This is a genomic window from Amycolatopsis sp. NPDC005961 (genome assembly GCF_040629235.1).
Taxonomy (GTDB): domain Bacteria; phylum Actinomycetota; class Actinomycetes; order Mycobacteriales; family Pseudonocardiaceae; genus Amycolatopsis; species Amycolatopsis camponoti.
In genome coordinates this window covers 1-6,321 of sequence record NZ_JBEXVF010000146.1, presented here as the reverse complement: position 1 = coordinate 6,321, position 6,321 = coordinate 1, and the positions used below count along the sequence as shown (strand labels likewise).

Annotated in this window: 6 protein-coding genes and 1 pseudogene; 4 read left to right on the top strand and 3 right to left on the bottom strand. The window is 70.6% G+C overall.

Features of this window, described 5'->3' with window-relative positions; all coding sequences use genetic code 11:
• A pseudogene (locus ABZ342_RS48740) lies at positions 1–318 on the top strand (lipoyl synthase); the annotation flags it as partial.
• Positions 319–363: 45 nt separating this feature from the next.
• Positions 364–1,011: a DedA family protein gene (locus ABZ342_RS48735; RefSeq protein ID WP_360488877.1), complete on the top strand. Its 648-nt coding sequence runs from the start codon at positions 364–366 to the stop codon at positions 1,009–1,011.
• Positions 1,012–1,172: 161 nt separating this feature from the next.
• Here the strand turns inward: ABZ342_RS48735 and ABZ342_RS48730 are convergent, their stop codons facing one another.
• From ABZ342_RS48730 to ABZ342_RS48720, 3 genes are all read right to left on the bottom strand, one after another.
• Positions 1,173–1,931, bottom strand: coding sequence for a hypothetical protein (locus ABZ342_RS48730; protein WP_360488875.1), 759 nt, complete (start codon positions 1,929–1,931; stop codon positions 1,173–1,175).
• A complete protein-coding gene (locus tag ABZ342_RS48725; RefSeq protein WP_155541876.1) occupies positions 1,928–2,491 on the bottom strand; it encodes a papain-like cysteine protease family protein in 564 nt (187 codons plus the stop codon). Before ABZ342_RS48725 ends, ABZ342_RS48730 begins: the two co-directional genes overlap by 4 nt.
• Before the next feature lie 99 nt (positions 2,492–2,590).
• Positions 2,591–3,526, bottom strand: coding sequence for a LysR family transcriptional regulator (locus ABZ342_RS48720; RefSeq protein WP_360488873.1), 936 nt, complete (start codon positions 3,524–3,526; stop codon positions 2,591–2,593).
• 70 nt (positions 3,527–3,596) lie between these two features.
• On the opposite strand from ABZ342_RS48720, the gene ABZ342_RS48715 reads away from it, so the two are divergent.
• Together ABZ342_RS48715 and ABZ342_RS48710 are read left to right on the top strand one after the other, a co-directional pair.
• Positions 3,597–4,466, top strand: a complete 870-nt coding sequence (locus tag ABZ342_RS48715) for a patatin-like phospholipase family protein (RefSeq protein WP_360488871.1) — start codon at positions 3,597–3,599, stop codon at positions 4,464–4,466.
• Positions 4,467–4,570: 104 nt separating this feature from the next.
• Positions 4,571–5,782: an Ig-like domain-containing protein gene (locus tag ABZ342_RS48710; RefSeq protein WP_360488869.1), complete on the top strand. Its 1,212-nt coding sequence runs from the start codon at positions 4,571–4,573 to the stop codon at positions 5,780–5,782.
• The last annotated feature ends 539 nt before the right edge of the window (positions 5,783–6,321 follow it).

Genomic DNA, 6,321 nt, shown 5'->3' with positions numbered 1-6,321 from the left:
GTGGCTCCGGCGATGCGGGACCTGGTCGACGCGGGGTGCGAGATCCTGACGATCACGCAGTACCTGCGTCCCTCTCCGCGGCACCACCCGGTGGATCGGTGGGTCAAGCCGGAGGAGTTCGTCGAGCACTCCCACGCCGCCGAAGCGATGGGCTTCGCCGGAGTCATGGCCGGGCCGCTGGTGCGGTCGTCCTACCGCGCCGGACGCCTGTACGCCCAGACGAAGGCCCACCGCGGCGAGGACCTGCCGGAGAACCTGGCCCACCTGGCCGCCGAAGGCCCGGCCGCACAGGAAGCCGCGTCGCTGCTGGCGCGGTGACGCAGGTCACCCCACCATCCTTAAAGGATCGGTAAAGTGGGTGGCATGGCCCTGGTTTCGGACCTCCTCAGCTGGTTGCAAGGACTCCCGGAACCGGGGCTCGTCGCGGTGACCGGCGGGCTGGTCTTCGCCGAGTGCACGATCGGGCTGGGTTTCGTCGCCCCCGGCGAGTCCGGGCTGCTCATCGCCGCGACGACGGCGAACACCGTCGCGCGGTTCGTCGTCCTGTGGCTGGTGGTCACGGTGTGCGCGACGGCGGGCGACGCGCTCGGCTACCTCGTCGGCCGCCGGTTCGGCCCCCGGCTGCGCGAGACGAAACTGATCTGCAAGTACGGCCTCGACGCGTGGGACAAGGCGACGTCGGTCCTGGAGCGCCGGGGCGCGTGGGCGGTGTTCTTCGCCCGGTTCCTGCCGGTGATCCGCACGCTGACCCCCGCGGCGGCGGGAACGTCCGGACTGCCGTTCCGCCGCTTCCTCCCCGCGGCGGCGGCCGGGGCGTTCTGCTGGTCCCTGGTGCACATCAGCATCGGCGCAGCCTTGGGCGAGGCGGCAAAGCGGATCGAAGGCGTGCTGAACACGGGCGGCTTGATCGTGGTCGGCGTGCTCGCGGCGGTCGGGGTGTTCTTCTTGCTGCGCTTGAAGAAGCGCAAAGCCCTCGCCACCCCGGAACGCGAGCCCGAGCGCGTGCCCTGACCCTCACCCCGGACGCACCCGACGCCACATCGGGGCGCTCACCGCGCCCGAGCCCGGCAGCGCCCGGAGGGCCCACGCGCCCGTGGCCAGCAATCTCTTGAACCGTGGCTCGCGGCCACGAGGGTGCGGCCCGGGCGGACCCGGGCCGCACCCTCCCGGCGTCAACGGCGGGCGCGCGCCGCCTTGCCGGTGGCCCAGCCGGCCAAGCCGAGCGCGAGCAGCGCCCCACCGGCGACGAACGGCCAGGATCCGGTGCCCGGCGCCGCGACCGGAGCCGGAGCCGAGGCGAGGTCGTACCCGCCGAGCTTGCCCTGCTCCCGGTACGCCGAACCCGGCAGCTTGTCGCCGTAGAGCCGGTGCACCAGCTGCTGGTACGCGGCCAGCGTGACGCCTTCGCCGACGCGCCGGCGAGCCGGGTCGTTGAGCGCCAGCACGCGGCCGTCGCGCACCCGGTACCACGCGTTGACCTGCGGTTCGGTGAACACGAGATCGCCACCGGCCTGCGCCGGGTAGGTCAGCTCCTCGGTGCCGGTGGTGAAGTTGCTCGCGGCCCAGCCGCCCGCTTCCGGCGTCACCCACACGGTGGCCTGCCGCCCGGTCGAGGCCGAAGCGCGCACCGCGTAGAACGCGAGCGACGCGGGCGCGGCCCCCGGCTTCCCGGCGACGAAAGCCGGGTCCAGCGAGTAAACCGGCTGCGGCGAGCCGTCCACCGCGGGCGCCTGCACGACATTCGCGCGCTGGACGCCCGCCCGCCGGTCGAGCTGGCCGAAGAAGGCCGAAAGCTGCGCGTCCGCCGCCTTGACCGCGGCGGTGACCTCACCAGCGGAAGGCTCGGAAGCCGAAGCCGGGTCACCGAAACCGAGCACCAGGGCCGCACCCGCGACCAGGACTGCGAGTCCACGGAAGAAGTTCACGGTCACGCCCCGATCCGGTAGAGGGACTGCGCCCACTGGAACTGCCCGTTGCGGACGTAGCTCGAGTGCGCCATCGCGCTGTAACGCTGGCTGCTCGGCCACGGGTCGCCGTAGTAGACGAGCCCGCTCGCGTCGTAGCCGTAGATCACCTGGGCGTGCCCGCCGCCGGCGGTCCAGTAGATGCCGGTCTCGACCGGGCGCCGCGCGCCGATCTCGGTCTGCACCGACGCGAAGCTCAACGCACCGGTCACCGTGCCGGGCCGCAGGCCGAGCGCCTGGTAGCCCCGCTGGACGTAGGTCAGCTCGCCGGCCTGGTTGGGACACTGCGAACCGGCCGGGTAGCCGCGCGAGTAGTCGCAGAAGGTGTTCTGGCTGACGTTCGTTCCGTAGCCGAGGAACCGGGCGATGGTCAGGCCGCTGGCGGCCCAGCACCATTGGTTCTGCTCCTGGACCAGCTGGCTGATCGACAGCGTGGTCGCCTCGGTCGTCGCGCTCGCGGGTGGGGAGAGCAGGCCGGTGAGGGCCACGCACAGCGCGCCGAGCGCCATTGCTCGTCTGAAGTGCATTCGTTGCTCCTTGTCGGCAACAGGTGGGGACTTCGTGAGCTTCTCCCGTTGCCGCGCCGGGCAGTAATCCCAGCGGGGATAACACCGGCGTTATGCCGCCTATCGGGCCGGCGCCGGCCCGCACCAGCGCGCGAAATGCGGATTCCGTTGCCGTGACGCGGTATACGCGGCTTCCGCGCACCCGAACACCCGCTCGGTCACCGGAGTCCGTGCGTCGTCCTCGCGCGTCGCGAACAACAGCGTCGTCCACAGCGGGTCACCGGCCAGAGGCAACGCCACGAGCCCTGGCGGCGGCGCCGAAGCCGCCTGCGCGAGGCAGACGGCCCCCTGCGCGATGAGCGTCCCCGCCGTGCCCGCCTCCGACGTGAAGTGCCGCACCCGCGGTGTGAACCCGGCGGCCGCGCACGCTTGCAGGAACCGCACGCGCACGCAGTTTTCGTGCGGAGGCGGGAGAATCCAGTCGCAGGCGGCCAGGTCCGCCAGATCGACAACGCCGTCGCGGATCGCCGGGTGTCCCTCGGCGATGCCGACGAAGATGGGTTCGGTGGCCAGCGTCCGCACAGTCAGGCCGGCGAAGTGCCGCGACTCGGTGCCGTCGAAGCGTTCGAGCAGCGCGACGTCCACACGTCCGGTCGAGAGCAGCTTGAGCAGGGTCAGCGACGCGGGTTCGGCGTACGTCTGGACGTCGAGGTCCCCCAGCTCCTCGATGAACAGGCCGATGATGAGCAGCGGCACGTACCCGATCTTGAGCGTCTCGGCGACGCCCTCGCCGTGGCGCCGGGCGGAGGCGACGAGGGCCTGCATGTCGGACAGCAGCGCGTCGGCGCGGGCGAGCACGAACCGGCCGAGCTCGGTCGGGCGCACGCCGCTGGGGCCGCGGACGAAGAGGTCGCCGCCGAGGATCCGCTCGATCCGCTTGAGCTGCGCGGTGAGCGCGGGCTGGCTGACGCCGAGAACGGTGGCGGCACGGCTCACGCTGCCGCCGTCCGCGACGGCGCGGACGGCCCTGAGATGGCGCAGCTCCAGCTCGGCCACGCCCAGCAGGCTAACTCCGTCGTCCCGGGCGGCACGACCTGCGAAAGTCGGGCTTACTACATTCGGCGGTATGACTCTCGCGGATCTTCCCCGGCCGATCGGGTTCGTTCTCGGCGGGGGCGGCAGCCTCGGCGCCATGCAGGTCGGCATGCTGCGCGCGCTGGCCGAGGCCGGCCTCACGCCGGATCTGGTGGCGGGCACGTCGGTCGGCTCGCTCAACGCGGCGGTGCTGGCCCTGCCCGGCGACGACGCGCTGGCGCGCCTGCACGGCATCTGGGCGCACATGACGCGCGCCGAGGCGTTCCCCGGCGGCGTGCTGAGCCGCGTCCGGGCCCTGGCGCAGAGCAAGACGCACCTGTTCCCCAACAGCGGCCTCACGACGATCATCGCCGACCACGTGGGCGCCGAGACCCGCTTCGAGGACCTGGCGCTGCCGCTCGGCGTCGTCACGACGCAGGTCGACACGGCCGAGCCGCTGCTGATCCGGTCCGGGCGGCTGCTCGAGCCGCTCCTGGCGAGCTGCGCCATCCCGGGGATCTTCCCGCCGGTGGAGCACGACGGCCGGCTGCTCTACGACGGCGGGCTCGTCGCGAACGTGCCGATGCGCCAGGCGCTGGCGATGGGCGCGAAGTCGCTGGTGGTGCTCGACTGCGCATTTCCCGGGAAGCTGCCGGGCGCGCCGCGGACGTTCGCCGAGGTGATGATGTTCACCGCGATGATCTCCATGCGGAACCAGGCGGTGCTGGAAGCGCCCGCGGCGGCCGCGCGCGTGCCGGTGGTGTACCTGCCGGGGCCGGCGCCGGTACGTGTGAACCCGCTCGATTTCGGGCACACCGAAGCACTGGCGGAACAGGCGTACTCGGCCGCTCAGGAGTTCCTCGAGGGGATCTCGGTGAGCGGGCCGGGACTCTACGGGGCACCGGGCCTCGTCGTCACGTGATCCACGTCACGCCGATGCACCGATCCGCCGGGAAGAACGTCATTGCTATCGCGTAGTTTTGACGACGAATGCCCGCCGATCCCAATTTCCCAAAAAGAGACAATATGCTCCCCAAGAAGATTTTACTTTCGGTGGCCGGAATCCTCGCCGGAGCACTGCTGCTTTCCGCCTGCTCCTCCGGGGACGACGGCGGTTCGACCGCCGGCGGGACGCCCGCGTCCGGTTCCGCGTCGGCGTCCGCGACCCCGGTCGCGGTGTCGTTCGAGCCCGCGGGCGGCACGGGGGTGAACCCGGCGACGCCCGTCGTCGTCAAGGCCGCCAACGGGAAGCTCCTCGACGTCACGGTGACCAACACCGCGAAGGGGAACAAGGTCGGCGGCAAGCTCGCGGACGACGGGGCCAGCTGGACGTCGACCGAGCCGCTCGGCTACGGGGCGACGTACAAGATCGTCGCGCACGCCCAGGGCGCCGACGGGAAGCCGGTCGAACAGGACAACCAGATCAGCACGGTCGCGCCGAAGAAGCAGGCGAACGCCAACCTGATTCCGGCGCCGGCCGCGGTGGCGAGCACGGGGGTCGGCGTCGGGCAGCCGATCGTGTTCAGCTTCGGGAAGATCGCCGTGAAGAACAAGGCGGCGGTGGAGAAGGCCCTGACGGTGGAGTCGACACCGAAGCAGGACGGCGGCTGGTACTGGATCGACGACTCGAACGTCCACTACCGGCCGAAGGAGTACTGGAAGGCCGGCACGACGCTGAAGGTGTCGGCGAAGATCTACGGCGTCGATTTCGGCAACGGCGTCTTCGGTGCGGAGGATCGCACGGAAACGTACAAGGTGCACGATTCCTGGGTCGCCAAGGCGGACGGCAACACCGAGCAGATGCAGATCTTCCACAACGGCGCGATGGTGAAGTCCATGCCGATCTCGATGGGCAAGGACGCGACCCCGACACATTTGGGCGCGCACGTCATTTCGGACAAGCAGGCGAACTACACGATGGACTCGTGCACGTACGGCGTCTGCCCGCCGGACCCGAAGGCGTACCGGTCGAACGAGAAGTTCTCGGAGCGGATTTCGAATGACGGCGAGTTCGTCCACGAGAACCCGAACAGCGTGGGCCAGCAGGGAAGCTCGAACGTGTCCCACGGCTGCATCAACCTGAACGGCGCGAACGCCCAGTGGTTCTTCCAGAACATGGGCCTGGGCGACGTCGTGGAGGTGACCAACTCCGGCGGCCCGCAGCTCCCGGTGTGGGACCTGTACGGCGACTGGTCCAAGTCCTGGGCCGACTGGCAGGCCGGCTCGGCCATCAAGTAAGTCTCTGCGTTTCCCGGGGCCAGGAGCTGACGCTCCTGGCCCCTTCTCATACCCACCCGACCCCTCCAGGTAAGCAAGCCGACGCTCCAGGTACGCGAGTCGACCCCCCAATCACACGTGATGCCCCTCCAATCACGCGAGATGCCCGCTCAATCACGCGAGATGCCTGCCTGAGCACTCGAGTTGGCCGGCCGCGGTGGCGAGTTTCGCCTTCAATCACGCGAGTTCCGGCCCTGGTCACGCGAGTCCCGTGCCTGAGCACGCCGCGGGTTCGCCCCAGCCGGTCGGGTCGCGTGCCTGGAGGGTCGACTCGCGTGATTGGGGAGCCGACACGCGTGATTGGACGGACGACACGCGTACCCAGCCGGACGACACGCGTACCTGGGCGGACGACACGCATACCCGGGCGGACGACACGCGTGCCCGGGCGGACGACACGGTCATGCCCTGGGCATGAAAAAGGGCCTGGGCCGGGAGACTCGCGTCTCAACCGGGCCCAGGCCCTCTCCCAACGTAAGTTCGGCGGTGTCCTACTCTCC

Bases quoted from the DNA above. Each gene is read 5' to 3' on its own strand.
- ABZ342_RS48735 (WP_360488877.1), top strand. From the start codon at position 364: ATGGCCCTGGTTTCGGACCTCCTCAGCTGGTTGCAAGGACTCCCGGAA.
- ABZ342_RS48725 (WP_155541876.1), bottom strand. From the start codon at position 2,491: ATGCACTTCAGACGAGCAATGGCGCTCGGCGCGCTGTGCGTGGCCCTC.
- ABZ342_RS48715 (WP_360488871.1), top strand. From the start codon at position 3,597: ATGACTCTCGCGGATCTTCCCCGGCCGATCGGGTTCGTTCTCGGCGGG.
- ABZ342_RS48710 (WP_360488869.1), top strand. From the start codon at position 4,571: ATGCTCCCCAAGAAGATTTTACTTTCGGTGGCCGGAATCCTCGCCGGA.